26 protein-coding genes are annotated in these 26,046 nt (G+C 34.9%); 25 read left to right on the top strand and 1 reads right to left on the bottom strand.

The genetic code is table 11. From position 1 onward, the window contains the following. Nucleotides 1-7: 7 nt before the first annotated feature. A complete protein-coding gene (gene bioA, locus BXY64_RS17335; protein WP_120241243.1) occupies nucleotides 8-1,294 on the bottom strand; it encodes an adenosylmethionine--8-amino-7-oxononanoate transaminase in 1,287 nt (428 codons plus the stop codon). Between the two features lie 242 nt (nucleotides 1,295-1,536). Here bioA and BXY64_RS17330 point away from each other — a divergent pair, with 242 nt between their 5' ends. From BXY64_RS17330 to BXY64_RS17205, 25 genes are all read left to right on the top strand, one after another. Continuing rightward, complete coding sequence (locus BXY64_RS17330) at nucleotides 1,537-2,022, top strand: thioredoxin family protein (RefSeq protein ID WP_120241242.1); 486 nt, start codon at nucleotides 1,537-1,539, stop codon at nucleotides 2,020-2,022. Nucleotides 2,023-2,145: 123 nt separating this feature from the next. Then, nucleotides 2,146-2,688: an FKBP-type peptidyl-prolyl cis-trans isomerase gene (locus tag BXY64_RS17325; protein ID WP_120241241.1), complete on the top strand. Its 543-nt coding sequence runs from the start codon at nucleotides 2,146-2,148 to the stop codon at nucleotides 2,686-2,688. A 102-nt stretch (nucleotides 2,689-2,790) separates the two neighbouring features. Next, nucleotides 2,791-4,095: a dicarboxylate/amino acid:cation symporter gene (locus tag BXY64_RS17320; RefSeq protein WP_120241240.1), complete on the top strand. Its 1,305-nt coding sequence runs from the start codon at nucleotides 2,791-2,793 to the stop codon at nucleotides 4,093-4,095. A gap of 121 nt (nucleotides 4,096-4,216) precedes the next feature. Next, nucleotides 4,217-6,004, top strand: a complete 1,788-nt coding sequence (locus BXY64_RS17315) for a fasciclin domain-containing protein (RefSeq protein ID WP_120241239.1) — start codon at nucleotides 4,217-4,219, stop codon at nucleotides 6,002-6,004. 112 nt (nucleotides 6,005-6,116) lie between these two features. Then, entirely contained in the window at nucleotides 6,117-6,998 is an 882-nt protein-coding gene (locus BXY64_RS17310; RefSeq protein WP_120241238.1) for a MerR family transcriptional regulator, read from the top strand. Between the two features lie 185 nt (nucleotides 6,999-7,183). Continuing rightward, complete coding sequence (locus BXY64_RS17305; protein WP_120241237.1) at nucleotides 7,184-7,678, top strand: RNA polymerase sigma factor; 495 nt, start codon at nucleotides 7,184-7,186, stop codon at nucleotides 7,676-7,678. Between the two features lie 105 nt (nucleotides 7,679-7,783). Beyond that, complete coding sequence (locus BXY64_RS17300; protein WP_110359561.1) at nucleotides 7,784-8,071, top strand: hypothetical protein; 288 nt, start codon at nucleotides 7,784-7,786, stop codon at nucleotides 8,069-8,071. A gap of 50 nt (nucleotides 8,072-8,121) precedes the next feature. Next, a complete protein-coding gene (locus tag BXY64_RS17295) occupies nucleotides 8,122-8,844 on the top strand; it encodes a M48 family metallopeptidase (protein ID WP_120241236.1) in 723 nt (240 codons plus the stop codon). Continuing rightward, nucleotides 8,845-9,198 carry a hypothetical protein gene (locus BXY64_RS17290; RefSeq protein ID WP_120241235.1) on the top strand — a complete coding sequence of 118 codons (354 nt, stop codon included), beginning with the start codon at nucleotides 8,845-8,847 and terminating at the stop codon, nucleotides 9,196-9,198. Between the two features lie 1,003 nt (nucleotides 9,199-10,201). Continuing rightward, entirely contained in the window at nucleotides 10,202-10,639 is a 438-nt protein-coding gene (locus tag BXY64_RS17285; protein ID WP_120241234.1) for a helix-turn-helix transcriptional regulator, read from the top strand. Between the two features lie 61 nt (nucleotides 10,640-10,700). Next, nucleotides 10,701-11,465 (top strand): dihydroorotate dehydrogenase electron transfer subunit, encoded by a 765-nt coding sequence (locus BXY64_RS17280; protein ID WP_120241233.1) that lies wholly within the window; start codon nucleotides 10,701-10,703, stop codon nucleotides 11,463-11,465. Next, complete coding sequence (locus BXY64_RS17275; RefSeq protein WP_120241232.1) at nucleotides 11,459-12,373, top strand: dihydroorotate dehydrogenase; 915 nt, start codon at nucleotides 11,459-11,461, stop codon at nucleotides 12,371-12,373. Before BXY64_RS17280 ends, BXY64_RS17275 begins: the two co-directional genes overlap by 7 nt. Before the next feature lie 149 nt (nucleotides 12,374-12,522). Next, nucleotides 12,523-13,554 (top strand): pyridoxal phosphate-dependent aminotransferase, encoded by a 1,032-nt coding sequence (locus tag BXY64_RS17270; RefSeq protein WP_120241231.1) that lies wholly within the window; start codon nucleotides 12,523-12,525, stop codon nucleotides 13,552-13,554. Beyond that, entirely contained in the window at nucleotides 13,530-14,477 is a 948-nt protein-coding gene (cbiB, locus tag BXY64_RS17265) for an adenosylcobinamide-phosphate synthase CbiB (RefSeq protein WP_120241230.1), read from the top strand. The genes BXY64_RS17270 and cbiB overlap by 25 nt, the downstream gene beginning before the upstream one ends. An 86-nt stretch (nucleotides 14,478-14,563) precedes the next feature. Continuing rightward, nucleotides 14,564-15,088 carry a bifunctional adenosylcobinamide kinase/adenosylcobinamide-phosphate guanylyltransferase gene (locus BXY64_RS17260; protein WP_120241229.1) on the top strand — a complete coding sequence of 175 codons (525 nt, stop codon included), beginning with the start codon at nucleotides 14,564-14,566 and terminating at the stop codon, nucleotides 15,086-15,088. A 10-nt stretch (nucleotides 15,089-15,098) separates the two neighbouring features. Next, nucleotides 15,099-16,247 (top strand): BPL-N domain-containing protein, encoded by a 1,149-nt coding sequence (locus tag BXY64_RS17255; protein WP_120241228.1) that lies wholly within the window; start codon nucleotides 15,099-15,101, stop codon nucleotides 16,245-16,247. Nucleotides 16,248-16,250: 3 nt separating this feature from the next. Beyond that, entirely contained in the window at nucleotides 16,251-17,297 is a 1,047-nt protein-coding gene (gene cobT / locus BXY64_RS17250; protein ID WP_110359571.1) for a nicotinate-nucleotide--dimethylbenzimidazole phosphoribosyltransferase, read from the top strand. Nucleotides 17,298-17,320: 23 nt separating this feature from the next. Continuing rightward, complete coding sequence (gene cobT, locus BXY64_RS17245; RefSeq protein WP_120241227.1) at nucleotides 17,321-18,370, top strand: nicotinate-nucleotide--dimethylbenzimidazole phosphoribosyltransferase; 1,050 nt, start codon at nucleotides 17,321-17,323, stop codon at nucleotides 18,368-18,370. A 319-nt stretch (nucleotides 18,371-18,689) separates the two neighbouring features. Then, on the top strand, nucleotides 18,690-19,445 hold the full coding sequence (locus BXY64_RS17240; protein WP_120241226.1) for an adenosylcobinamide-GDP ribazoletransferase: 756 nt from the start codon (nucleotides 18,690-18,692) through the stop codon (nucleotides 19,443-19,445). A gap of 9 nt (nucleotides 19,446-19,454) precedes the next feature. Continuing rightward, complete coding sequence (gene cobC / locus BXY64_RS17235; protein WP_120241225.1) at nucleotides 19,455-19,985, top strand: alpha-ribazole phosphatase; 531 nt, start codon at nucleotides 19,455-19,457, stop codon at nucleotides 19,983-19,985. A 539-nt stretch (nucleotides 19,986-20,524) separates the two neighbouring features. Beyond that, nucleotides 20,525-21,394 carry a glucosaminidase domain-containing protein gene (locus BXY64_RS17225; RefSeq protein WP_120241223.1) on the top strand — a complete coding sequence of 290 codons (870 nt, stop codon included), beginning with the start codon at nucleotides 20,525-20,527 and terminating at the stop codon, nucleotides 21,392-21,394. Nucleotides 21,395-21,498: 104 nt separating this feature from the next. Beyond that, nucleotides 21,499-22,233 (top strand): tetratricopeptide repeat protein, encoded by a 735-nt coding sequence (locus BXY64_RS17220; RefSeq protein WP_120241222.1) that lies wholly within the window; start codon nucleotides 21,499-21,501, stop codon nucleotides 22,231-22,233. 98 nt (nucleotides 22,234-22,331) lie between these two features. Further along, nucleotides 22,332-22,796: a hypothetical protein gene (locus BXY64_RS17215; protein WP_120241221.1), complete on the top strand. Its 465-nt coding sequence runs from the start codon at nucleotides 22,332-22,334 to the stop codon at nucleotides 22,794-22,796. A gap of 193 nt (nucleotides 22,797-22,989) precedes the next feature. After that, nucleotides 22,990-25,251 (top strand): NADP-dependent malic enzyme, encoded by a 2,262-nt coding sequence (locus tag BXY64_RS21775; RefSeq protein ID WP_120241220.1) that lies wholly within the window; start codon nucleotides 22,990-22,992, stop codon nucleotides 25,249-25,251. A gap of 138 nt (nucleotides 25,252-25,389) precedes the next feature. Beyond that, nucleotides 25,390-25,995, top strand: coding sequence for a trimeric intracellular cation channel family protein (locus BXY64_RS17205; RefSeq protein WP_120241219.1), 606 nt, complete (start codon nucleotides 25,390-25,392; stop codon nucleotides 25,993-25,995). Nucleotides 25,996-26,046 lie beyond the last annotated feature (51 nt).

The raw sequence follows: 26,046 nt of genomic DNA, 5'->3' as shown, positions 1-26,046 counted from the left end.
CACAATATTAAGAATCTTTAACTATAGAAATAAGCTTTTTACATAAGAAAATCAAATCTTCGTCACTAATAATAAACGGAGGCATTAGGTATACATTCTTGCCAAATGGGCGAACCCAGATTCCATTTTCAACAAATTTCTTTTGCATACTGGCCATATCAACAGGTTCATTCATTTCAATAACGCCAATTGCCCCTAAAATACGTACTTCAGCAACATTATTAAAGCTTCTTGCGGCCTTTAATTCCTGTTCAAGAACACTTTCTATCCTATTTACTTTAGTTTGCCAATTATTACTTAATAGCAGAGAAATACTGGCTATTCCTACTGCACAAGCCATTGGATTTCCCATAAAAGTAGGGCCGTGCATAAAATTTCCTGGTGCACCAGAAGAAATTCCTTCGCTTACTTTTAAATTGGTTAAAGTTGCTGCAAATGATATGTATCCACCAGTAATCGCCTTGCCGACGGTCATAATGTCTGGCTCTATATTCGCGTATTCGCAGGCAAACATTTTACCAGTTCTTCCAAATCCTGTTGCAATTTCATCCAATATCAATAAAATGTCGAATTCATCGCAAATCAGTCTCAATTTTTTCAAATATTCAGGATGGTAGAATCTCATTCCACCTGCACCTTGAACAATCGGCTCAAGGATAACAGCTGTTAATTCTTCATGATGCTCCCTAATCATTTTATCCATTGGAGTAAATGCTTCTTCATCCCAATTCTCATTAAATTTGCAAGAGGGAGCTTCTACAAAATAATTTATTGGTAATACTCCCGTGAAAATTTCATGCATTCCAGTATGCGGATCACAGACTGACATGGCATTAAAAGTATCGCCATGATAACCGGAGCGTATTGTAAGAAATTTATTCTTCTTAAGATTATTTGTAGCAAACCTGTACTGCATTGCCATTTTCATTGCCACTTCAACAGCAACCGAACCTGAATCACAATAAAATACCTTTTCTAAAGATTTGGGAGTAACTTTTACCAATAACTTAGCAAGGTCAACTGCCGGCTGGTGTGTTATACCGCCGAACATCACATGAGACATGTTTTGTAGTTGCTTTTCAACAGCTTCATTTAACACAGGATGATTGTATCCATGAACAGCGCACCACCAAGATGACATTCCGTCAATAAGTTCACGACCATCTTCCAGTTTTAACTTTACACCATCTGCTGAGACCACCGGATATACTGGTAATGGATCTTTCATCGAGGTGTAAGGGTGCCAAATGTGGTTTTTATCAAAACTAAGGTCTATTTTCCCTTGCGTACTCATACAATTTAAATTCTTTTAATTTCTTGCGTAAAGCTATGATTTCTTAGGTAACAAGAATAGGATTTGAATATATTTTTATAACATATACCCCTAAAACACTTACAATCTAGACGATAATTACACAAGATATAAAGTTAGGCTGTTATTTCCTTGTTAAAAATCAATTTCACCCCCCTCTCATTGAAATAAATCACTAATTTCGAACATTAATTAAATCTGAGGAATGTATAAATACTGAACAAATGAAAACATTTAAGTTGTTTTTGACTTTAAGTCTGACTTTATTCATTATGAATAGCTTATCGGCTCAAAAGATCTATAATCCAAATGCTGATGCAAAAAGGGATATTACTGAGGCTGTGGCTAAAGCAAAAAAAGAAGGGAAACATGTTTTAATTCAAGTTGGGGGAAATTGGTGCCCATGGTGTATTAAAATGCACCGATATCTTCATAACCAAGAAGAAATTAACAAGCTTTTGAATGATAATTATGTATTCTTAGAAGTAAATTATAGCAAAGAAAATAAAAACAAAGACGTTTTAATGGATCTTGGTTATCCTCAACGCTTTGGTTTTCCTGTAATGCTGGTGCTAAATGCTAAAGGAGAGAGAATCCATACTCAAAACACAGGTAATTTAGAAAAAGATAAAGGTTATGATTTCGATCGGGTTAAATCATTTCTTTACAATTGGCGTCCCGACACTCTGAACCCAGCCAATTACAAATAAATACTAAAATCTGTTAATATTAGACCAAGAACTCCTATTTTATTTGAATAAAGAAATAAATGTACTTTCTTTGTATCGGATTTATAAGAAAGTCTAAAGAATAAAATACTAAAAAAAGATATTATGACTATTGCAAAAGATAAAATGGTATCAGTTATTTACGAATTAAAAACTGATCCAGCTGGTGAAATCATTGAAAAAGCAGTTACTGAAACTCCACTAACATTCTTGTGTGGAGCTGGTCAAATGCTTGAAAAATTCGAATCTAACCTAATGGGATTAAAAGTAGGTGAATCATTCGAATTTAAATTAGAAACTGCAGAAGCATACGGTGAAGCTTCTGAGCAAGCTGTTATTGACCTTCCTAAAAATATTTTTGAAGTAAACGGAGAGTTTGACGCAGAAATGATTAAAGAAGGAAACGTGGTTCCAATGCAGGATAGTTCAGGTCGTAGAATGAACGGTATCGTATTAGAAGTAGCAGATGCAACTGTTAAAATGGACTTCAATCACCCATTAGCTGGTGATGACTTGTATTTTAAAGGTGAAGTTATCGAAGTAAGAGATGCTACCGACGAAGAAAAACAAGCAGTTTATGCACCACAAGGTGGATGTGATAGCGGAAGTTGTAATGACGGAGGCTGCGGAAGCGGTTGTGGTTGCTAATAGCAATTCAAAAAATATACAAAGCCCGAAAACCAATTGGTTTTCGGGCTTTGTTTTTTTATTTCATAAAACTACCTTTAAAGCTTATTAAAAATACAGCTTATGTGGAAAAGATTACCCCTTTATGTGAAAATATTAATAGGAATGGCTTTAGGTATTGTTGCCGGAATGCTTGCTGTTTATTTTGATTTAACCAAATTCACTACAGATTGGATAAAACCATGGGGTGCAATCTTTTTAAACCTTTTAAAACTTATAGCTGTACCACTAATATTTGTTTCATTGGTTAAGGGGATTTCAAGTCTTTCAAACATCTCAAAACTCTCACGCATAGGAATAAAAACCATTTCACTTTATGTGATTTCTACAGTTATAGCAGTTAGTTTTGGACTTTTACTCGTAAATAATTTTGAACCTGGAAACACCTTCCCAGAGCACAAAAAAATAGAACTTCAGGAAAGGTTTGGATCAGATATTAGCCTTAAGAAGAATCAAGCCGATCATATCAAGGAAGAATCTCCACTTCAGTTTTTAGTTGACGTGGTACCAGACAATTTCTTCAAAGCAGCCACAGACAATACCAAAATGCTGCAAATCATATTCTTTGCCATTTTATTTGGGATTGCAATGGTAATTCTGGAAGAAAAAAAGGTAAAAGCAGTAAAGGATTTTTTTGATGGAATAGATGCTATTATTCTAAAAATCATCGATATCATCATGCTTTTTGCACCATATGGAGTATTTGCATTAATTGCCGGATTAATTGTTGATTTTTCAGGAGATGTAGACCTTTTTACTGCATTGGGATGGTATGCAATAACAGTAATAGCGGGATTATTGATCATGATCTTTTTAATATATCCATTATTCTTACGAATTTTTACTCCAATAAAGTATACTGACTTCTACAAATCAATCTCTCCGGCTCAATTACTAGCATTTTCTACAAGTTCCAGTGCAGCAACACTTCCTGTAACTATGGAGTGTGTTGAAAATAAAATGGGTGTTTCAAACGAAGTTGCAAGTTTTGTTTTGCCAGTTGGAGTCACCATCAATATGGATGGAACAAGTTGTTATCAAGCCATTGCAGCGGTTTTTATTGCCCAGGTGTTTGGTGTACCATTGGATATCTACGATCAGCTTTTAATTGTTGTAACAGCTACATTGGCTTCTATTGGAACGCCGGGTGTACCAGGTGGAAGCATTGTAATGCTTATTATCGTTCTTACATCCGTTGGTATTCCTATTGAAGGCCTGGCATTAATACTTGGTATAGATCGACCTTTAGACATGCTTAGAACGGTTGTAAATGTAACCGGAGATGCCACCGTTTCGACAATTGTTGCTAAAACGGAAGGAAAATTAACTTACCCTCCGCAAATAATTGCAGAAAAAGTAAAATCTTAAAATGCCCAAAAACAGTAAAGTGTTGTATTTATTTTTATATTTTTGTCTAATTATTTTCCGATTTTGATGAACAAAAAATGAATTGAATTTGTTTCCTGATTGAACCATTAAAAAAAATGACATGAATTTCAGGAATTACAAATTTAGTTTAGGGTTATTTCTCCTAATGATCGCAGCAATAGTTAATGTTTCATGCGAAGATGATGACAATGACATGCCAAATCCAATGCCAACGGAAAAAAATATTGTTGACATTGTTGTAGGTAATGATAACTTCTCAATTTTAGCTGCCGCTCTTACAAAGGCAGACTTGGTAGAAGCTTTAAATACCAATGGACCTTTTACGGTATTCGGACCGACAAATGCTGCTTTCGAGCAATTGTTTACGGATTTGGGAGTTTCAGGTATTGATGAATTGAGTGCTGAAGCTTTAGTCCCGATTCTTTTATATCATGTATTGGGTATTCAAGCAAAATCAACAGACTTGTCTGAAGGTTATGTGCAAACACTAAGTACATTTACTCCTGGTGATTACCCTATCAATTTACTCGTTGGTCTTGATTCGGGCGTAAAATTAAATAATAGCGCCAATGTTACCAGCGCCGATGTTATGGCGTCCAATGGCGTGATTCACATCATTGACGAGGTTCTTCTTCCTCCTGATGTTGTTGACATAGCTATCGCAAATGCTACATTCTCACATTTAGTAGATGCAGTAATTAAAGCTGATTTAGTAGATGCACTTAGAGGAGATGGGCCATTTACGATTTTTGCTCCAACTGATGCCGCTTTCGAGGCTTTATTTGCTGATCTGGGCATAAATGGAATTGAAGATTTGTCAGCAGAAGATCTTACCCCAATTCTTACCTATCACGTTGTTTCAGAAAATGTTCGAGCTGCCGATGTTAGCACTGGTACAGTTTCGACCCTAAATACCGAAGCTAATCTTGAAATAGATGCTGATGGTGGTGGAGTTATTATCAACGGATCAAGTAATGTTGTTGCTACTGATGTACAAGGAACCAATGGGGTAATACATGTAATTGATAAGGTGTTAATTCCTGAAGCAGAAGAGGAAGCACAGTCGATAGCAGATATTGCAGCAGCAAATGGCGATTTTTCCAGCCTGGTAGCAGCTCTTGACAAAGCTGGTCTTGTAGAAACAATGGATGGAGAAGGTGCATTTACAGTTTTTGCACCAACCAATCAGGCCTTTCAGGATTTATTTACCAATCTGGGTGTTTCAGGAATTGAGGATTTATCCGTCGAAACACTAACTCAAGTTCTACTTTATCATGTTTTAGGCAGTAAGGTTATGTCAACGGATATTAATCCGGGATATGTGGAAACACTAGCTACCAGCAGTCCGGATATGGATCCTGTAATGTTACGATTAGACACGAACGATGGAGTAAAGCTAAACAAAGAAACAACGGTAACATCAGCAGATATTGAAGCATTCAATGGTGTCATTCATGTAATTGATAAGGTTTTATTACCTCCTAATGTAGTTGATATTGCAATTGCTAACGACAACTTCGAGCATTTGGTAGCCGCAGTCGTAAAGGCTGATTTAGCTGAAACTTTAAGTGGAGATGGACCATTTACAATATTTGCTCCAACAGACGCAGCTTTTGAAGCACTTTTTGAAGCCTTAGGAGTTGATGGAATTGACGACTTAAGTGCAGAAACTTTAACTCCAATTTTGCTTTACCATGTTGTTTCTGGTAATGTAAGATCAGATCAGGCATCAACTGGCATGGTATCAACTCTAAATGAAGGAAGTATGCTTGATATTGATACAAGTTCGGGCGTAACAATTAACGGAGATACTAACATAACTGCAACAGATATTCAGGGAACTAACGGAGTAATTCATGTAATCGATAAGGTTTTATTGCCAGAATAATCTCTATAATACATACTAAAACCTGCCATTTTATGCAGGTTTTAGTTTTTTTGATTAGATTTAATAATTATTAAAGAGAGTGGATTTTCACTCTTCTCACTAACTGAAAAATATGAGTAAATATTCCATAAAAGATCTTGAAAAAATAACAGGAGTAAAAGCTCACACCATTCGAATATGGGAAAGAAGATATGGTATCATTCAGCCTGAAAGGAGCAAGACCAATATTCGCTCATATTCTGATAGTGACCTTCGTAAACTGCTTAATGTTTCAATGCTTAATTCATCAGGAATTAAAATTTCTCACCTTGCTAAATTAAGCACCATTGATCTAGAAGCTAAAATATTAGAGTTGTCAAGGTCAAATAAAAGTATTGGATTTCACATAGAGAAACTTACGCTTGCAACAGTAAATTTTAATGAAGAATTGTTTGAGTCTATTTTGTCCAGATACATACTCGAAAGCGGAATGGAATCAACCATTGTAGAAGTACTTTTCCCTTTTTTCGAAAGGATAGGAGTGCTTTGGCAAGTTGGCTCAATCAATCCAGCTCAGGAACACTTTATTTCAAATTTGATTAGACAAAAATTATTTGCATCGATCGATTCTCTTTCAGGAAAGTCAGTGGAAGGTGCGTCGAAAGTGCTGATATACTTAAAGGAAGGTGAGTTGCATGAAGTCGGGATTCTATTCTACAATTATATACTAAGAAGAAATGGATTCAGTACGCTTTATCTTGGACAAAATCTGCCATTTAAGGATTTGGTAAGCGCAGTAAATGATTACAATCCTGATTATATTATCAGCTCTTTCATTTCGCCGATTAATCCAGAGGATATTAATGTCTACTTGTTAAGTATGGAAAAATCCTTTAAAAATATAGAGCTAATGGTCACTGGCTTACAACTTAAGCAAGAAGGGATAGAAGTGCCTGATTCCATGAAATTGATTACATCTCCACAAAAATTTAAAAAGCTACTTCAATTGAAGTAATTAAAAGACTTTTTAGTCTTATTTAGAAAGACTAATATAGAATTGCCAAAAGCCTTTCATTTAAAAGAATGTAGGCTTTTTTTATTTAGAATCAGGAACTGTTATTAAAGTTCTGTTTAAGGATTTATTGACTTTTGTCTAATCTTTTTTTATTTTTATTAGACAAAACAATAAGAGGTACAATCATGACAACAATAGAATTTAATAATACGATCGTTAATTTAGAAGAGCAACTTAGAATTTATGCTTACCGATTAACCAACAATAGAGAAGATGCATTGGATTTATGCCAGGAAACCGTTTTGAAGGCTTTCATATACAAAGCAAAATTTAGCCATAACAATCTTAAAGCTTGGCTTTATACAATTATGAAGAACTTGTTCATAAATGCATATAGAAAGAAGTTAAAGCAACGTGAGTGGATGGCTCATGAAACAAACAACAATATAGGAAAGGTAAATGTAAGTTTTGACAATCCTTATTCTATACAAAACTATAAGGATATCATGAAGGAACTGAACAAATTGGAAGAATCCTTGCGCACGCCTTTTAAAATGTTTTTAGAGGGATTTAAATACCGCGAAATTGCTGAACATGCAAATTTGCCAATTGGCACCATTAAAAGTAGAATATTCCAGGGGCGAAAAATTTTAGCTGAACAATTGGCTGACTACTCCTAAGTGCTCAAGTTTTATCTATTTTTAAATGATAAATTAATCGGGGTTTATTACCTTTGTTCCCGATCAGAGGGAAGAATCCCGATTTATTCATCAAAAACTATTAAGATGGCTAGTAGAAGACGCTTAAAAAAAGACATTGATTATCTTTGTTTTGAGGTTATTTCAGATTGTTATAACTACAATTATTTGCACCCGGAAAACAGGGAGCAGGTAATGGATATCATCAAGGATACTATTATTGCAAGAAATAATTTAATTGCAAGAGTTAACCATCCTGATGGAAAAGATAATCCTAAAATGGTAAAGGCATATTACAAGTCAATTTTTAACGACTTGATTAAGAATGTAGATGAATCATTTACCAGATTAAGCACCTTAATTAAGGAAAAGTAATTTCCAAAATTAGATATTTTAATAGCTTTGCATTTTGCAAAGCTTTTTTTATGCCTACAGAAAAAATCATCTATATTAAAGACATTGGAGAAATTGCACTAAGAACCGATAAGCGTTTCAGGCGGTTATCAATTCGCATGGCTCCAACAAAAGGAATTTGGATAAACGTTCCCAATTGCATTTCCGTCGAGGAAGCCATAAAGTTTGCTGAAGAAAACAAGGCCTGGATCATTCAAGCTAAACAGAAGAAAGATGCCAGGGAAAGTCAGCAAACCATTTTTGATCAGAATACCAAATTTAAAACCAAATACCACGAGCTGAGAATTACTCAGGTAACTACCAAGTCTTATTCTTCGAAACTTAATAATGGCATACTTGAGGTAATTTATCCCGAAGGAATGGAAATTATTAATACAGGCTTACAAGAGTTTATCAGAAAATCCATAATTGAAACTCTTCGGCGCGAAGCAAAATACTATTTGCCTAAGAGGATAGAATTTCTTGCGAAACAACATGGATTTAAGTACCATTCCGTACAAATCAAAAATACCAAAAGCCGATGGGGCTCTTGCTCTCATGATAATAAAATAAATTTGAGTTTGCATTTAATGCGTTTGCCAGAAGATTTATCGGATATGGTTATCCTTCACGAATTGTGTCATACAGTCGTTAAAAACCATTCCAGCCAATTCTGGGAGCTTTTAGCAAGTCATTGCCCCAATCTTACAGAAAAGAAAAATAGAATAAAGAAACACTCTATAAACATCATATAAATGAGTACAGAATTATATATCGTAATAGGACTATGCGTATTTGCTTTTCTTGTAGGTAGTCGATTAAAAAAAGCATTGAAAACACCACAAAGCAAATCAAAGCATCATAAAAAGAAAAAACAGGCCAAAAAGAAGGAGTTGTCACCAAAGCAAATCAAACTCCGACGGATATTTACAATTGCAATGCTGGTTTTGGTTTTTGGGCTTTTAATATTTATGATTCCTGCATTATCAAGAGATATTTTAACATCCAATGGGAGTGTAACGGAAAACCTTATTTTAAGAATCTTAATTGTAGGATTCTCAATCTATATTCTTTTTATGGGATATCTAAAGATAAGAAAGTCGAAATAGGCTTTCTTATCTTGCAAACATCATTTTTCTTCTAGATTTTAGCAATAATTATTTTGCTATTTATACTTGTATCTGCCTAAATTACTGAATATTATCAGCAATTCTTACCGTTTTTAAGCTCATTAGCTTGTAATTTTTGTAAACAATCAGGCCATTTGATTGAAAAAATACAATTGTCAATCCTTTTCAAGTAAACAAAAGCATCTTTTTCTCACTTTATTTGTTTACATCATTAAATTAATATTGTAAACTGAGATGGGAGTCAAATCCCATCTTCGAAAATTAACTTTTTACACATGTAATTTAGAATTGTAACTCAATTGGGCGATTACGTGTCTCGATGATTGTTTATTCTCAATTGCTTTTTGTATACACATTTCAAATGTATTATATCATTTAAATATAGGTTACAAATCTAATAATAGTTAATATTCTAGAGTATTTAATTCTAGTAACCAGTATTTTATAGAGATGTATTATATTATTACTTTAATCGTATGGTTTACAACACTATAAAATTGTATCAATATGGGTGATAATTGTAAAATATCAGTCGTTATAATATTATTATTCAGCTATTTACGAGTTTTAATTGACTTAAAAATCGAATAGTATTTTAATCAAACAGACCGAAATAGTGTTGATTCTTGTTATATTTCTAATAAATACACTTGTAAACAAAACCTAATGAACTATACTACTGACATTTAGGTTGTTATAAATTGTATTTAGCGTATTATATACTCTTTTGGTTTAGGTGCTACTTAATGAATTCTATTTATTCTGGAAAGTCTTTTTAAGTCTATATATGGAGAAATTAGGAGCTTAGCGCGTTTAGAAATGTAATCTACAATTGTAATTGATAATTGTAACCGTCTAAAATGTCAATTCACATTTATAAATCACATAAGTAACACCAATTTAAATTTTCAATTTGATTTTTGTAAATTTTATTTTACCTTTGTATCGACAGACACAGTTAACATCTGTAAAATATCAACCTATGAAAGATAGAATCGTTCAATTAATTAACAGTGAAGGTTTAACATCTTCAAAATTTGCCGATACTATTGGCGTGCAACGCTCCAGTATATCACATATATTATCAGGTAGAAACAAGCCTAGCCTCGATTTTGTGCAAAAAATAAGACGATCCTTCCCTCATGTCAATATTGATTGGATTATTTTTGGAGAAGGTGAAATGTATACATCACAAGAAACTTCTAAACTTTTCGAGAATGAGATGATTCAGTTTGAAAAGGAAGAAGATACACCTAATACTACTCCTCAACCACCTAAATTAAAAAAGGAATCACCTGCAAAGCCTGTAAATCAGCCTGAATCCTTCTCAGAAATGAACGTATTCGTTCCTGGTAAACAAATAGAAAAGGTAGTTGTGTTTTATACTGATAAAACTTTTAGGGAATACAACCCATCTTAAGCATTTTTTGAATTATCTTTGCTTGGATTTATTCTTAACAGATATAATATTGCTAGGCACCATGAAAAAATTAGTACAAGACTTTGAGGTACTACAAAGAAAAGAGCTGAACGATGAGCATTTTGTGCTGGATGTAAAGGCTTTAGAGCCACTTCCGGAAATACATCCAGGACAATTTGTAAACGTTTTGGTAAAAGATTCCAACACAACCTTCCTTAGAAGACCATTATCAATCCATTTTGTAGATTATGAGCGCAATACAATTAGCTTATACATCAAAAAAATTGGTGATGGAACCAAAAAATTGGGTGAACTAAAAGAAGGTGATACATTAAACATTGTTTATCCATTGGGTAATCAATATTCCATTCCAAATAATGCCAATACATTACTTGTTGGTGGCGGTTGTGGTGTGGCTCCCTTGCTATACCTTGCAAAACACCTAAAAGAAGCAGGTAATAATGTAACTACACTTCTTGGTGTTAGATCAGAGAAAGATGCCGTAGAGCTTGATGCTTATAAAGAATACGGTAACATCCTGGTTACTACGGAGGATGGTTCCTTTGGTGAAAAAGGATACCCAACACAACACTCTGTATTGGAAAAAGAAAAGTTTGATTACGTATTTACATGCGGTCCGGAGCCAATGATGAAGGCCGTTGCGGCATATTCTGCACAAAAGAACATCCCTTGCGAGGTGTCGCTTGAAAACACTATGGCATGTGGCTTTGGAGCTTGCTTATGCTGCGTAACTGAAACAACGGAAGGTAATAAATGTACTTGTACCGAAGGACCGGTATTCAATATAAACGATCTGAAATGGTAAATTTAGGAGTAAAACTTAAAGATCTAAGCTTAAAAAACCCGGTAATGACCGCTTCCGGAACCTTTGGGTTCGGTGAAGAGTTCGAAGATTTTATCGATTTAAGCAATTTAGGCGGTATTATAGTAAAAGGTACCACCAGACACCATAGAGAAGGAAATCCTTATCCCAGAATGGCAGAAACGCCTTCAGGAATGCTAAATGCAGTAGGATTACAAAATAAAGGAGTTGAAAACTTCTGCAAGGAAATATATCCACGAATTAAACACTACGATACCAACATCTTGGTTAATGTTTCAGGATCAGTAATTGAAGATTATGTAGAAACAGCTGCTATGATTAACGAGCTGGAGCACATTCCTGCCATTGAGTTGAATATCTCTTGTCCTAATGTGAAGGAAGGTGGTATGGCATTCGGAACCAGCTGTGCATCTGCTGCTTCGGTGGTTAAAGCGGTTCGCGAAGTGTATAAAAAGCACTTAATGGTAAAACTATCGCCGAATGTTACGGATATTACTGAAATAGCAAAGGCTGTTGAAGCTGAAGGAGCCGACTCAGTATCATTAATCAACACCCTATTGGGTATGGCAATCAATGCAGAAACCAGAAAACCTTTATTATCAACCGTTACAGGAGGTTTATCAGGTCCTGCAGTAAAACCAGTTGCTCTTAGAATGGTATGGCAAGTATTTAATGCCGTTAACATTCCAATAGTTGGATTAGGAGGCATAATGAACGCCAAAGATGCCATTGAGTTTATTTTGGCCGGTGCTACCGCAATTCAAATTGGAACAGCGAATTTTATCGATCCACAGGTTACTGAAAAGGTAGTTGTGGGCTTAGAAGATTATATGAAACGCCACAACGTTCAAGATATCAATGATTTAATTGGTGCATTGCAAATTCAGTAATTGAACTTGATTTATTGAAGAAATAATTCTTTAATCAATATATGATGAGTTTACACTTGTAATTACATTTGTAAACTCATTCTTTTTTGAAAGAAATTACCAGAAGTAATATCTTTATAAATTATAACCTTTATATATTATATAACAACATGTTACAGGGACACGGAGATGATGGATACAAATATAAACAGGACATTAAAGCCAATTTTAGCACCAATGTCTGGTACGGTGGGTATTCCGAAGCTTTAAAAAGGCATCTGATAAAGAATTGGAATGCCATAGACTCCTATCCTGAAGCTTCTGCAGAGAGTTTTATCCATGTTTTAGCAAAAGATCTTGATGTTGAAACCAATATGTTGATGGCTGTAAACGGTGCTACAGAAGCCTTTTATCTTATCGCCCAATGCTATGGTAATACGAGTTCTACCATTGTTGTTCCTACATTTTCAGAATACGAAGATGCCTGTAGAATCAATAAACACAAGCTTGACTTTATCAATTGGAAAGACTTGTCCTCTTTTTCCAACTTCGATACGGATCTCGTTTGGATCTGTAATCCTAATAATCCAACTGGCGATATTTTATTACAAAAAGATCTTGATATTTTGCTACAGAATCATCCAAATTCTGTTTTTGTAATTGATGAAGCCTATATAGATTTCACCGATGCAATTTCATCTTCAATAGATTTGATCAAAAAGCATCAAAATCTTATCATCGTAAAATCTCTCACTAAAAATTTCGCAATTCCCGGCCTGAGATTGGGATATTTGATCGCAGACAAGGCATTGGTACAGAAAATTGAATTCTACAAGGCTCCCTGGACGGTAAATTCACTAGCAATTGAGGCTGGGAAATACCTAATTCAGCACAAAGCAGATGTTTTGCCTCCTGTAAAGCATTGTAAATCAAGCGCGGAAAAATTTACCGAAAAATTGGCCAAAATTTCAGGAATTAAAATTCAGCCTACAAAAACTTCCTATTTTTTAATCGAACTAGAAAAAGGTGACTCTACAGAGTTAAAAAACTATCTAATTTCTGAATTTGGCATCTTGATTCGAGATGCTAAAAATTTTCGTGGCCTAAATTCTTCTTATATTCGCGTGGCAACATTAAACCAGGAAAAAAATCAGTTGCTAATTGATGCATTACAAAAATGGAGCAAATTAAATACATTATAATACCCCTTCTTATTGGATATGTTTTGGATCTAATTTTTGGAGATCCCAGAAAGTTACCTCACCCTATAGTTGGTTTTGGAAATTCAATTTCAATACTGACAAAATGGTTGAACAAAGGAAAGAATCGATTCATTAAAGGTGCAATCATGTGTTTGTTCCTTGCATCATCAGTATTTGCTATTTTTTACTTGTGCTCATATTTAATATTACAGATCAATGATTACGCGTATCTTATTTTTACGTCGGTATTTGTATTTTATGGATTGGCCAACAAAAGCCTCTTGCAGGAAGGAATTGAAGTGTTTCGTCATCTAAATAGCTTAGGATTAGAAGCAGGACGTAAAAGACTATCATGGATTGTTGGACGTGATACTTCTCAACTGTCTGAGCAAGAGATTCGATTGGCCGTATTTGAAACTTTATCAGAGAACTTATCGGATGGTGTTATAGCTCCTCTATTTTATTATGCTATAGGTGGAGTTCCTGGCATGATGTGCTATAAAATGATTAACACCATGGATTCCATGATTGGTTACAAAAATGACAAGTACATATTATTTGGTAGGTTCGCAGCACGTTTGGACGATGTTGTTAATTTTATACCAGCAAGAATCACTGCTTTATTAATGATTTTTGTTACACTAAGTTATCGTGGCTTAAAATTCATATTTAAATATGGAAAAGCACACACAAGTCCTAATGCAGGATATCCTGAATCAGCATTGGCAGGAATTTTAAATTGTCGATTTGGAGGTCCTCATGATTATGGAGGAGTTAGTGTTAATAAGCCTTATATAGGTGAGAATGATCGACCTTTGAGAAATGAGGAAATCAATAAAATCAAATACATTAACCATGCTGTTTGTTTTGTGGGTATTCTAATTATTATAGCCTGTTACTTACCATGGAATAGCCTGTTTTAAAAAAGGAAAAAAATATTCTTGTCGGAATTATAAATTCGTAAATTCACCATAACAAATAATTCTTATTATAATATTTACATTTAGCTATGATTCATTTAATTACGGGAGGACAAAGATCTGGAAAAAGCGAATTTGCAGAAAAATTGATCTTAAGTAAAACTTCAAATCCTGTATATATGGCCACTTCACGGATTTGGGATGATAATCATAGAAAAAGAATTGAAGCACACAAAGCTCGCAGGGGAGCTCAATGGACCAACATCGAAGAAGAAAAGTTCTTAAGTCAGCATGATGTAAATAACAGAGTTATTTTACTAGACTGTATAACCCTATGGCTCAATAATTTTTTCTTCGATAATGGAGATGATGATGATAAAACAATAGCTCAAGCCAAAGAAGAGCTGGATAAAATATTCGCACAAGATTGTGATTGGATTATTGTAACAAATGAATTAGGCCTGGGTGGTCATCCGGGCAATGATATGGCAATGCGCTTTAATGACATCCAGGGAACAATTAACCAATATATTGCAGCTAAGGCTGATATTGTTAGCATGGTAATATCGGGTATTCCTCTTGAAATAAAAAACACACTTAATATAAACCACTAACTAATCTAACATGAACAAATTTCTTACAATTGGTGTATTGTTATTTACACTAATATGCGTAAACTATTCGTGTAAACGAGTAGAAACCAAAGCTGAACAAAGAATTAAAGTCGGAGTATTCGACAAAAATGGTGATAGCCCATGGTGTATTGCTGATGCTGTTGAAGCTTTAAAAATTGATCCAAAAATTGATTGTGAAGTAATTCGTGCAAGTCAAATTGTATCTGATGAAATTCTTGATTTTGATGCAATTGTATTCCCTGGCGGAAGTGGACGAAGTGAAACCATGAGTCTTGGAGAGTCAGGTATCGAAAGAGTTGTTTCTTTGGTAAAAGATAAAGGTGTAGCTGTAGTTGGTATTTGTGCCGGAGCATATATCATGACCAATACACCTAACTATCCAAGCTTAAACCTTACTGGTTATAAGGCTATTGATATTGAGCATGATCATCGTGGACATGGTTTGGCTAAATTCTCTTTAACTGAAGAAGGAGAAAAAATCTTTCCTGAATTAAAAGATCGTGAAATTTCATTCTGTCAGTATTATGAAGGACCAGTTTTGGTTTCTGCGGAAGATGAAATTGAAGAAGGATCATTGGGAACCATGTTGTCTGATGTTCACACTGTTGAAGGAACACCTGCAAACATGACTAATAACAGACCATTTATTGTAGCCAACACGGTAGGAAAAGGTAAAGTGGCTTCATTTGTTGGCCATCCAGAATGTACTCCTGGAATGCGTTGGATGCTTCCTCGTATTGTTCGCTGGGCTACAAATAATGAAATGGTGAAATACCCTAAATCTGTAATGCGACCTGACTTCTTCAAGAATGAAATCATTTATACAAAAGACATTCAGGACCTTCAATCAAAATATTACAAAAACCTTTCAGGATCGAAAGAAGAAAAATTGGAAGCAATTGATAAAGTAATCGAATTGGCTTGTTGGTCTTCTAAGAAATGGATTCCTGGTTTGTTACGTGATAAAGATGCTGATGTAAGAAGCAAAGCTTCAATTGCATTGGTAAAATTGGAAAGAACAGATGCATTGGCTGATCTGGAAGTAGCATTCGCTAATGAAACTAACGATGATTGTAAAGTTCAGTTGGAGAAGAGCTTAACTGAATTAAAAAATATTCTTGGTAAAAATAGAAATTAACAGATGATTGAATTTAAAATTGATTCTTTATCAGATAATTTAAATAAAGAATTACAGGAGAAGATTGATACGAAAACCAAACCTATTGGTTCGTTGGGAATGTTGGAAAAAATTGCTTTCCAGCTAGGGAAAATTCAAAATAGCCTAAATCCAACAATTAACAATCCTAATGTGGTTGTATTTGCTGGAGATCATGGTATTGCTGATGATGGAGTTAGTTTTTATCCAAAATCTGTTAGCTATCAAATGCTATACAATTATATGGAAGGTGGCGCAGCATCAACTGTATTTGCCAAACAACATGGTATCAAATTTAATGTAGTTGATGCGGGTGTTGATCATGATTTTGATCCAAGCCTTCCTATAATTAATAGAAAGTTGGCCTACGGTACTAAAAATTACCGACTAGAACCAGCTATGACTAAAGAACAATGCCTCGAAGGAATTAAACGAGGTGCCGAGGTGATTGAAGAAATTCACCAAAATGGTTGCAATTTCATTATTTTCGGTGAAAAAGGAATTGGAAACACTTCATCAGCTTCACTAATACTTAGCCTTTTAGGTGATATTTCTTTGGAGGAGTGTGTTGGCAGAGGTACCGGATTAGATAAAGAAGGTGTGAAGAGTAAATTCGATCTTTTAAACGAAGGCCTTTCAAAATACAATCAATCAAAGGATCCAATTGATGTGCTTACTCACTTTGGAGGATTTGAGATTGTGATGATTGTTGGGGCCATGTTAAAAGCTGCCGAACTAAAAATGACACTTTTAATTGATGGATTCATCATTACATCGGCATTACTGGCAGCATTTAAAATCAATCCTAAGGTTAAGGATTATTGCTTATTTGCACACAAATCGAATGAACAAGCTCACATTAAAATGCTGAATATCATGGGTGGCGAACCAATTCTTGATATTAGTATGCGTTTGGGCGAAGCAACCGGAGCAATGGTTTGTTTTCCTTTAATAAAAAGTGCAGCTCAATTCATGAACGAGATGGCTTCCTTTCAGGATGCTGGCGTTAGCGAAGCAACAGAAGAAATATAAACCAGATTAAACTCAATTTCAATATGAATTTCGATATAAAAACTCCAAACAAAGAGTTGATTGAACAACTTCAACACAAAATTGATTTTAAAACCAAACCAATTGGTTCATTAGGAATGTTGGAACAATTGGCTGTTAAGATAGGTTGCATTCAAAACACCTTATCCCCAGAATTAAAACAACCTACAATAATGGTTTTTGCTGGTGATCATGGCATAGCATTGGATGGCGTTAGCCCTTATCCACAAGAAGTAACCTGGCAAATGGTTGCCAACTTTATGGCTGGAGGAGCTGCCATCAATGTATTTGGTCGTCAGAATGGTATTGATATCAAAATTGTTGATGCAGGTGTAAATTACGATTTCGACAAAGAGTGGAATGTAATTGATGCCAAAATTGCCCATGGAACCAAATCGTACCTTAATGGTGCCGCGATGACTGCAGAACAATTTCAACTAGCCATTAAAAGTGGAGCTGATTTGGTTGAACAAGCTCATAAAGGTGGAACCAATATCATTGGTTTTGGTGAAATGGGTATTGCAAACACCTCTTCTGCAGCTGTTTTATTGCATTTATTGGCTGATGTAGATTTAAAGGAGTGTGTTGGCCGAGGAACCGGATGGGATGATGAAGGCTTGAAAAGAAAATATGAAATCTTAAAATCAGCTGTTGAGAACTATAAAGGTGATTCAACAATTGAAAAAATATTCGCTCACTTTGGTGGATTTGAGATCGTAATGATTGCAGGAGCAATGCTAAAAGCTGCCGAACTGAAAATGGTCATCATGGTAGACGGATTCATCATTACATCAGCACTTTTGGCTGCATCTAAAATGAATCCTAAAGTGTTGGAATATTGTATTTTTACGCACAAATCGAACGAAAATGGGCACAAGCATATGCTGGCACATTTAAATGCCAATGCTATATTAGATTTGGGCATGCGATTGGGCGAAGGAACCGGAGCTGCTGTAGCTTATCCAATTATCGAATCAGCAGTTAACTTCCTGAATCAAATGGCTAGTTTCGAGGATGCTGGCGTAAGCAATAGCGATAAAGTAGTGAATGAGTAAGTATATATTTATTCTTTTGAAAGGAGTGTAACAAAGAATTAGATTGCCAATCCTTTAATTTTTAAATTCTTCCCTCAGAGGGAAGATGGCGACAGCCAGAAGGGTGTATCTTTGTTTATAATTCTCTTTTTCACCCTTTTCCCTGTCGGGATTTTGTTCACATTTAAGTTAATTTTCAATTGTGTTCACGAGCTCCGCTTCGCTACGGTTCCCTTAAAAGGGAAAAAATCATCACGAGAAGGAGTTAAGATTATTAAAAACAGTCTCAAGAATTGAGATAAAAAAGTTGTCAACCGCTAATTTGATTTCAATATAATTTATGAAACGCGAATTCAATATTTTCTTTACAGGATTATCCTTTTTCACAAGAATTCCATTTCCTAAATGGGCTGATTTTAAAAAGGAATATCAGCACGAAGCCATAAAATATTTTCCTATTGCTGGCCTAATAATTGGTGGAGTGGCGGCTCTTGTTTTTTATATGAGTAACATCCTTTTACCCTTTAATTTGGCAGTAATATTGAGCATGGTAGCAACAGCCTTGCTAACCGGAGCTTTACACGAAGATGGTTTTATGGATGTGTGCGACGGATTTGGTGGCGGTTGGACCAAAGAAAGAATCCTGGAAATTATGAAGGATTCCTTGATTGGTGCATTTGGTGTTACGGGAATCATCTTCCTGATATTGACAAAGTTTTATTGTCAGTTTTCCATATCGGCAAACCAATTGCCTTGGATTTTAATTGCAGCACATTCAACAACACGTATGGCAGCAGCCACTTTGGTAAACACACACCAATATGCAAGAGTTGAGAATTCTAAAGCAAAAGACTATTCGCAGAAACTAAGCATTGGTAATTTTATATTTATGGTATTAACAGGAATTTTGCCTTTGGCTCTTTTAGGAAATGCTAAATTTTTCCTGATTATAATTCCTGTATATCTTTGCAAATTCTTATTAGGAAGATATTACAACAAGTGGATAAACGGATACACAGGCGATTGCATTGGTGCAACTCAACAGGTTTGCGAAATTGTCTTCTACCTATCTTATTTATCACTTTTAAACTATTAATATTACAAAATGGAAATCTATTTAATTCGTCATACAGCAGTAGCAGTAGAACAAGGAGTTTGCTACGGACAAAAAGATGTTGATTTGGCCGAAACATATCCTGAAGAGCTAGAAGCTGTCAAGAAAAACCTTGATGGAGTGGAGTTTGATAAAATTTATACAAGTCCACTTTCAAGAGCAAAAAAACTAGCCAACGATATTTATCCTGATCAAGCAGAAGAAGAAAAAAGACTAATGGAATTGCACTTTGGCGATTGGGAAGGAAAAGTTTGGGACGAAATTAAAGATCCGTTTCTTGAGAAATGGATGGAAGATTTCGTAAATCTTAAATGCTCTAATGGCGAGTCGTTTGTAATGCTTCGCGATCGTGTTTTGGAATTTTGGAATGAATTGAAAGCACAGGATCACAATAAAGTTGCAGTATTTACTCACGGCGGTGTAATTCGAACCATTCAGGCTATTGAAGAGAACATCAAGTTGGAAGATTCATTTAATATTGCAACACCAGCATTTGGCGAGGTGGTTGTATTAAATGTATAAGTTTCTTTTGATAGTATAAGCTTAAGCAGAGCCAATTAGGTTCTGCTTTTTTTGTGGATTTTTTTGGTACACTTTAATGAAAAAGCTCCTCGAAAACAAAAAAACACCCTTTACACTCATGTAAAGAGTATTTTCTTTTGGTAAAACATGCTTTGCACGCATGAGAAGCATATTTTTTTGGAGATCAACAAGCAATGCAAGCATGTGCAAATCATTTTTTTCTGGTGGAACATTCTTTGCAAGCATGTGAAGTATATTTTTTTTGCGTAAAATAAACTTTGCATGCATGAAATGCATATTTCTCTGCAATAAAATGTGTATTGCAAGCGTGAGATACACATTTTTTTGTGGTCGAACATGGAATGCAAGCTTGCAATGCATGTTTTCCTAAAATTAAGCTGCTTCCGCAGTATAATGGTATTTAGAGGGTTTCTGATTGCCCCAACAACCTTTCTCTAATCAACGATCATTTTAGTTTTAAATTTGCCAGCACAAAATAAAATACTATTTTAGCAAACTGGAATTAACAATAATTCAACATGAAACAACTGTTTATTTCTTTGATTTGCTTGCTTTTAATGTGCGTATCATGTACAGAACGTGTGGTATTCACGCATGAGAAGGTTAGGCCGGAATATGCAGAGATTGTAAGCAAAGACGATGTGCATGCCTTTGCTGATACACTCATTACTCCTTATATATATACCAAAGTAATCTCCTTACGAATGCTTCCTGTAAAAGAGAAAAAGCAGAAGTTTGTGGAAATGTTATTGCCATCGGTTCTTTTGGCTCAACACAATTTAAATCAGAAAATTAAACGAGTAGAACACATTGAAACCTGGCTTACACAGCATCCTAATTACATTGAAAGCGATAGTATTTTCCTTTTTCAATTGTTCGAACAGTACAAATGTTCCGAAATATCCGAATTGAAGAATAGATTAAAACCACATCCTGCCAGTATTGTTCTTGGACAAGCCGCTTTGGAATCAGGTTGGGGGTCATCCAGGTTTTTTCAGGAAGGAAATAATGTATTTGGCATATGGTCGTACAACAAAGGAGAGAACAGAATTAAAGCCTTGGTAGGAAGAGATTCTACACATATCTACGTGCGCAGATATTCTAGCATAGAAGAGTCGGTAAATGATTATTATCAGACCATTGCAAGGGTTCGTGCCTACAAAGAGTTTCGATTAGAGAGATCGAATACCGATGACCCTTGTAAATTGGTACCATTATTGCATCGCTATTCGGAGATTGGAGAGGCATATACGAAGAAACTCAATAGCCTGATAAAGAACAATCAGCTTACTCAATACGACAATTATACGATTGATGATAAGTATTTACAGAAAGAAACCATTGAATTGGCTCAATTAAATAAATTTCCTCTAAACAATCTTTATTGAAGAATATTTTTGTGTTAATTCTATTTGAATTTTCTCTGAAATCGTTATTTTTAGGCTTGTTTTGACAGAAAAATATAAAATCAAATAATCATAAAATTCAAAGTATGAAAAAGTTAATTTTATTTATCGCAGTATGTTTTTGTGCCACAAGCTTATTCGCACAATCTGCTGCTCAACTAAAAAATGAAGGTAATGCTGCAGTAAAATCGAAAGATTACAAAACTGCACTTGAAAAATATGAAGCATTTTTAGGAGCTGAAGATACATTCGAAGATCCTGCATTGGTTTTTAATGCTGCTTACTGTGCAAATAAATTGAAAGATTACGCTAAAGCTGAAAAATACTTTGCTCAATCTGTTTCAAACAACTATAAACTTTCAAAATCATACCAATATCTTGCTTCAGTACAAAAGAAGCAAAAGAAAATGGACGAAATGGTTGCTACATTGAAAAAAGGTATTGAAGCAATTCCTACTAAAAATTCAAAATTAATTGCATCTCTTTCAAAGCATTACTTGGTTGCAGGACAAAAAGCTCAAAAAGCAAACAAAATGGATGCTGCTGAAGATCTTTACAAGAAAGCTAGCGAAAGTAAATCAAAATACCAGGCTGATGCATTAGTTGGTTTAGGTATGTTGTATTTCAACCAAGGTGCTACTATCATGCAAAAAGCGAATCCAATTGCTAACAAAGAGCCAGAAAAATTTAAAGCTGAATCAGCAAAAGCTCAAGGTTTCTACAAAAAAGCAATGGCTGAGTTAACCAAAGCAAAAGCATTGGCTCCAACAAGAGAAGATCTTTTACAAACAATGGCTACAGTTAAGGCTGAGATCAAGTAATTTCTTAGAAATAATATAAATTGAAAGGGATACTCAAAATTGAGTATCCCTTTTTGTTTTCTTTCGTATAGGAAATTGTATTTTCATGCCATCCGATTATGAGATTAAATTACAAGCACATTCAAAAGATTCTTTTCAAGGGTATTCTACTCTTGACAATATGTGTGCTGTCATTTTCGGTCTATGCGAACAATGAATTAAAAGGTAAATTCAATTTACACTCCGTAAATTTGGTTCAAAAGTCAATCGACGTAAGCAAATCAGATGAAACACTTTATTTTTCTTTAAGAGCTTATTCTTTACAGGGATTAAATAAGGTTGACATTTACTTTGAGTCTCCATCGGGGAAGCAAGTGATTCAAACCACTTGTGAGAACAAGAAAAAAACAAAAGTTGGAATGCTTTTGGGAAGAATCTTGTTTAAAAAGAAATCCGAAAATGGTGAATGGAAAATTAATAAAATTGTTGTAGAAGATTTAGAAGGTAATAGTCACACTTACGACAAGAAATTCCTGGCTGAAAATAAGTTTTCTCACTCATTACTGATTAAAAGCAAAAGATAGCTTCATTCCTCCTGTATATTCAAGAAAAATTTCTCTTATTTATCACTAGTCTTAATTAAAAGTAATTCAGTAAGATACTGATATCATTACAGTTTTTAACTAATTCCCGGCATTTCTTACACTCTTTTATTAGCATCTTTGCAACTCACAAAATACTATTAACCGTGCGTATTGCACAAAGAAAAACAAACAAATGGCAAAGATTAGTTCAAAAGATGCTTTAAGATACCACGCCGAAGGACGTCCTGGTAAAATTGAGGTTATTCCAACAAAACCATACAGAACTCAACGAGATCTGGCTTTAGCCTATAGTCCGGGTGTTGCCGAGCCATGTCTCGAAATTGAAAAGAATGCTGCAGATGCCTATCGTTACACTGGCAAAGGAAATCTTGTAGCAGTAATTTCTAACGGAACAGCAGTTCTGGGTTTAGGTAATATTGGAGCATTGGCCGGGAAACCGGTTATGGAAGGTAAGGGTCTGTTGTTTAAAATATTTGCAGATATCGATGTTTTCGATATCGAAGTGGATGCAACTGATGTAGATAAATTTGTAGAAACAGTTAAAGCTATTGCTCCAACTTTTGGAGGTATTAACCTTGAGGATATTAAGGCTCCGGAATGTTTCGAGATTGAAGAAAGACTGAAAAAGGAGTTAGATATTCCTGTAATGCATGACGATCAGCATGGTACTGCTATTATTTCTGCGGCAGGTTTATTAAATGCTTTAGAACTTGGGAATAAAAAAATTGAAGATGTAAAAGTAGTGGTAAATGGAGCAGGAGCCGCTGCAATATCTTGTACCAAACTGTACATTTCATTAGGAGTTAAGCCTGAAAATGTAATCATGTGCGATAGTCGTGGTGTAATCAACTCAAAACGTACCGACTTAAATACACAGAAAAAACAATTCATAACAACACAAGATGTTGATACTCTTGAACAAGCTTTGGTGGGTGCCGATGTATTTTTAGGATTATCAGTTGGTGGAATCATGAGCAAAGAAATGGTTCTTTCAATGGCTGAAAACCCTGTAGTATTCGCTTTGGCAAATCCTGATCCTGAAATTTCATACAACGATGCTTTCGATGCTCGTAAAGATGTAATTGTAGCTACGGGTCGATCTGATTATCCTAACCAGATCAACAATGTATTGGGTTTCCCATATATTTTCCGAGGAGCTCTTGATGTTAGGGCTACAGCTATTAACGAAGAAATGAAAATTGCTTCGGTTAATGCCATAGCTAAATTAGCAAAAGAGCCTGTTCCAGAGGCTGTTCATGCCGCTTATAACGAAGCCAATATCGTATTTGGTAGACATTATATTATACCAAAAGCTTTGGATCCTAGATTGGTTTCGAGTGTTTCCATTGCAGTTGCAAAAGCTGCTGTTGAATCGGGTGTGGCACAAAAGGAAATTACAGATTGGGATGCCTACGCAGAAGAGTTAAAACAACGATTGGGAACAGAAAATGAATTACTGAGAACAGTATTCAACAAAGCAAAAAGATTCCCTAAGCGTGTTGTATTTGCCGAAGGTAATAACTTTAATGTGCTTAAAGCTGCACAAATTGCTTTAAACGAAGGGATTGCGAAACCAATTATATTGGGTAATCCAGAAAATATTCAGCGCATTGTTGAAGAAAATGAGTTGGATTTAACTGGTGCTGATATTATTGACGTTCGATGTGAAGCTGAAAGAAGAAGAAGAGACAGCTATGCTAATATTTTATGTGAGAAACGTGGCCGTAAAGGTTTAACTCACAAGGAAGCAGCTGAAAAAATGTACGACCGAAATTATTTTGGTGCCATGATGGTTGAAAATGGTGATGCAGATGCATTTATTTCAGGATACGCAACCAGATATTTTGAAGCTCTTAAAATTGCCAGCAAAGTAATTGGTATTGAGGAAGGAATGAAAACTCTTGTAGGAATGAATATTATCATGACCAAAAAAGGACCACTTTTCTTCTCTGATACTACAGTAAATTCAGAACCAACGCCACAATCGTTGGTTGATACCACATTGAGTACTGCACGCGCATTAAAAACATTCAATGTTGATCCGGTAATGGCAATGGTGTCTTATTCAAACTTTGGTTCGGTAAGAAAAGGGAGTCCTGTAAAAGCCAATAAAGCAATTGAATATTTACACGAAAATCATCCTGAATTACCCGTTGATGGTGAAATGCAATTGAACTTTGCCCTCGATAAAAAACTGAGAGATGAGACCTTTGCTTTTAACAAGATTAAAGGAAAAGATGTGAATACAATTATTTTCCCAAACCTTAGCTCCGGAAATATTGCTTACAAGCTAATGCAAGATCTTGGTGGATTGGAAAATATCGGACCTATTTTGTTAGGAACTGCAAAACCTTTCCATATTGTACCCATGGGATGCTCGGTAAGAGAAATCATTAATATGACTGCAATAGCCGTGGTTGATGCACAAGGATAAATTAAAAAATTAACACAAATATGAAGAGGATGAAAGTTAATTTCATCCTCTTTCTTTTTTTATCAAAAAGGATCATTTTAATTGACAATTGGTATTGTTTTATCATCGGACTTTCTATTTTTGCAAAAATTTTAAATCATGAGTGTAATATATTTTCTAGATCTTATTGGAACGCTAGTATTTGCCATCAGTGGAACATTGTCTGCAGCAAATAAAAAGCTTGATTTATTTGGAGCTTACTTTACTGGATTTATTACAGCTATTGGCGGTGGCACGCTAAGAGATGTAATATTGGGTAATTTCCCGGTTGCCTGGATTAGTGATTTAAATTATATCATAATTATTAGTTTGGGTGTAATACTTACTTTTCTTTTCAAGAATACAATCATGACTTTGAAGCGTACTCTGTTTCTTTTTGATACTATTGGAATTGGAGTTTTTACAATTATCGGCATTGAAAAATCATTGAGTCTTGGTATTCACCCATTTCTGGCAATTATCATGGGATTATTCTCAGCGGTAATGGGCGGAGTAATTCGCGATACTTTGTGTAACGATATTCCTTTAATATTCAGAAAAGAAATTTATGCAACTGCATGTCTCGCTGGTGGAGTTTTATTTATTCTATTAAATTATTTAGAGATTAATTCTGCATTAAATCAGTTCCTCACCATTTTTTGTATTATACTTTTCAGGTTGCTTTGTATCAGGTTTAAAATCTCATTACCTGTATTAAAATACTAGCTGGTAAGCCATTCCTTTTTCTTTAACGAGCCGAAATTTCGTATATTTAGT

The sequence above is a fragment of the Marinifilum flexuosum genome (assembly GCF_003610555.1).
Classification (GTDB): domain Bacteria; phylum Bacteroidota; class Bacteroidia; order Bacteroidales; family Marinifilaceae; genus Marinifilum; species Marinifilum flexuosum.
The sequence above is the reverse complement of the archived record's forward strand: the minus strand, read 5'-3'. Positions and strand labels throughout refer to the sequence as shown.

Coding starts and splice junctions, on each gene's coding strand:
- bioA (WP_120241243.1), bottom strand. CDS start 1,294: ATGAGTACGCAAGGGAAAATAGACCTTAGTTTTGATAAAAACCACATT.
- BXY64_RS17330 (WP_120241242.1), top strand. CDS start 1,537: ATGAAAACATTTAAGTTGTTTTTGACTTTAAGTCTGACTTTATTCATT.
- BXY64_RS17325 (WP_120241241.1), top strand. CDS start 2,146: ATGACTATTGCAAAAGATAAAATGGTATCAGTTATTTACGAATTAAAA.
- BXY64_RS17320 (WP_120241240.1), top strand. CDS start 2,791: ATGTGGAAAAGATTACCCCTTTATGTGAAAATATTAATAGGAATGGCT.
- BXY64_RS17315 (WP_120241239.1), top strand. CDS start 4,217: ATGAATTTCAGGAATTACAAATTTAGTTTAGGGTTATTTCTCCTAATG.
- BXY64_RS17310 (WP_120241238.1), top strand. CDS start 6,117: ATGAGTAAATATTCCATAAAAGATCTTGAAAAAATAACAGGAGTAAAA.
- BXY64_RS17305 (WP_120241237.1), top strand. CDS start 7,184: ATGACAACAATAGAATTTAATAATACGATCGTTAATTTAGAAGAGCAA.
- BXY64_RS17300 (WP_110359561.1), top strand. CDS start 7,784: ATGGCTAGTAGAAGACGCTTAAAAAAAGACATTGATTATCTTTGTTTT.
- BXY64_RS17295 (WP_120241236.1), top strand. CDS start 8,122: ATGCCTACAGAAAAAATCATCTATATTAAAGACATTGGAGAAATTGCA.
- BXY64_RS17290 (WP_120241235.1), top strand. CDS start 8,845: ATGAGTACAGAATTATATATCGTAATAGGACTATGCGTATTTGCTTTT.
- BXY64_RS17285 (WP_120241234.1), top strand. CDS start 10,202: ATGAAAGATAGAATCGTTCAATTAATTAACAGTGAAGGTTTAACATCT.
- BXY64_RS17280 (WP_120241233.1), top strand. CDS start 10,701: ATGAAAAAATTAGTACAAGACTTTGAGGTACTACAAAGAAAAGAGCTG.
- BXY64_RS17275 (WP_120241232.1), top strand. CDS start 11,459: ATGGTAAATTTAGGAGTAAAACTTAAAGATCTAAGCTTAAAAAACCCG.
- BXY64_RS17270 (WP_120241231.1), top strand. CDS start 12,523: ATGTTACAGGGACACGGAGATGATGGATACAAATATAAACAGGACATT.
- cbiB (WP_120241230.1), top strand. CDS start 13,530: ATGGAGCAAATTAAATACATTATAATACCCCTTCTTATTGGATATGTT.
- BXY64_RS17260 (WP_120241229.1), top strand. CDS start 14,564: ATGATTCATTTAATTACGGGAGGACAAAGATCTGGAAAAAGCGAATTT.
- BXY64_RS17255 (WP_120241228.1), top strand. CDS start 15,099: ATGAACAAATTTCTTACAATTGGTGTATTGTTATTTACACTAATATGC.
- cobT (WP_110359571.1), top strand. CDS start 16,251: ATGATTGAATTTAAAATTGATTCTTTATCAGATAATTTAAATAAAGAA.
- cobT (WP_120241227.1), top strand. CDS start 17,321: ATGAATTTCGATATAAAAACTCCAAACAAAGAGTTGATTGAACAACTT.
- BXY64_RS17240 (WP_120241226.1), top strand. CDS start 18,690: ATGAAACGCGAATTCAATATTTTCTTTACAGGATTATCCTTTTTCACA.
- cobC (WP_120241225.1), top strand. CDS start 19,455: ATGGAAATCTATTTAATTCGTCATACAGCAGTAGCAGTAGAACAAGGA.
- BXY64_RS17225 (WP_120241223.1), top strand. CDS start 20,525: ATGAAACAACTGTTTATTTCTTTGATTTGCTTGCTTTTAATGTGCGTA.
- BXY64_RS17220 (WP_120241222.1), top strand. CDS start 21,499: ATGAAAAAGTTAATTTTATTTATCGCAGTATGTTTTTGTGCCACAAGC.
- BXY64_RS17215 (WP_120241221.1), top strand. CDS start 22,332: ATGAGATTAAATTACAAGCACATTCAAAAGATTCTTTTCAAGGGTATT.
- BXY64_RS21775 (WP_120241220.1), top strand. CDS start 22,990: ATGGCAAAGATTAGTTCAAAAGATGCTTTAAGATACCACGCCGAAGGA.
- BXY64_RS17205 (WP_120241219.1), top strand. CDS start 25,390: ATGAGTGTAATATATTTTCTAGATCTTATTGGAACGCTAGTATTTGCC.